At 74.8% G+C, this 1,100-nt stretch carries 1 protein-coding gene; it reads left to right on the top strand.

What is annotated here, in order from left to right; genetic code table 11:
- The coding region (locus ACFQ36_RS22870; RefSeq protein WP_377017888.1) for a helicase-related protein at positions 1-1,100 on the top strand (1,100 nt) is incomplete at both ends.

Here is a 1,100-nt window from a genome sequence, read left to right as displayed (position 1 = left end):
GCCGCTGGCCCGCGCATCCCTGCGGCTGGGCGTGCTGCGGCTGCCCGGTGCGCGTGCCCGCCTGGGCGGGCTGCTGACCCACCTGGCCGAACTGCCCGGCAGCGGCATCATCTACACGCTGACCGTCTCCGCCGCCGAGGACACCGCGCGGTTGCTGCGCGAGGCGGGGCACGCCGTGCTGGCCTACACCGGCCGGACGGATCCGGCCGACCGGGAGCAGGCCGAGGCCGCGCTGAAGCAGAACCGGGTCAAGGCCCTGGTGGCCACCAGCGCGCTCGGGATGGGCTTTGACAAGCCGGACCTGGGCTTTGTGGTGCACCTGGGGGCCCCGAGCTCGCCGGTGGCGTACTACCAGCAGGTCGGCCGCGCCGGGCGCGGCACCCCCAACGCGGACGTGCTGCTGCTGCCGGGCACCGAGGACCGCGAGATCTGGGAATACTTCGCCACCGCCTCGATGCCCGACGAGGCCACGGCGCTGGCGGTGCTGCGCGAACTGTCGGCCCCCGGCACGGTGCTGTCCGCGGCGGCGCTGGAGACCCGGGTCAACCTGAAGCGCTCGCCGCTGGAACTGCTGCTGAAGGTGCTCTCCGTGGACGGCGCGGTGCGCCGGACGGGCGGCGGCTGGGAAGGCACCGGGCTGCCGTGGCGCTACGACGGCGAGCGCTACGGGCGCATTGCCCGGGCCCGGGTGGCGGAGCAGAACTCGATGCTGGACTATGAGGCCACCGCCATGTGCCGGATGGAGTTCCTGGCCCGGGAGCTGGATGATCCGTCCGCGGCCCCCTGCGGGCGCTGCGACAACTGCGCCGGAGCCTGGTACCCGGAGGCGGTGGCCGAGGAGGCCACCCGCAGCGCCGATGCCTCGCTGCACCGGGCCGGCACGGAACTGGAGCCGCGCGCCCTGTGGCCGTCGGGGATGGACCGGCTGGGCATCCCGGTCAAGGGTAAAATCGCCGCGGGCGAAGCCCTCTCCGCCGGCCGCGCCCTGGCCAGGCTGACGGACCTGGGCTGGGGCGGGCGGCTGCGGGAGATCTTCGCGCCCGGCGCGCCGGATGCTCCGCTGGATGCGGCCACGCTGCAGGCCTGCGTGCAGGTGCTGG

The organism is Arthrobacter sp. GCM10027362 (assembly GCF_042679445.1).
In the GTDB taxonomy this organism is placed as follows: Bacteria; Actinomycetota; Actinomycetes; order Actinomycetales; family Micrococcaceae; genus Crystallibacter.
The sequence above is the reverse complement of the archived record's forward strand: the minus strand, read 5'-3'. Positions and strand labels throughout refer to the sequence as shown.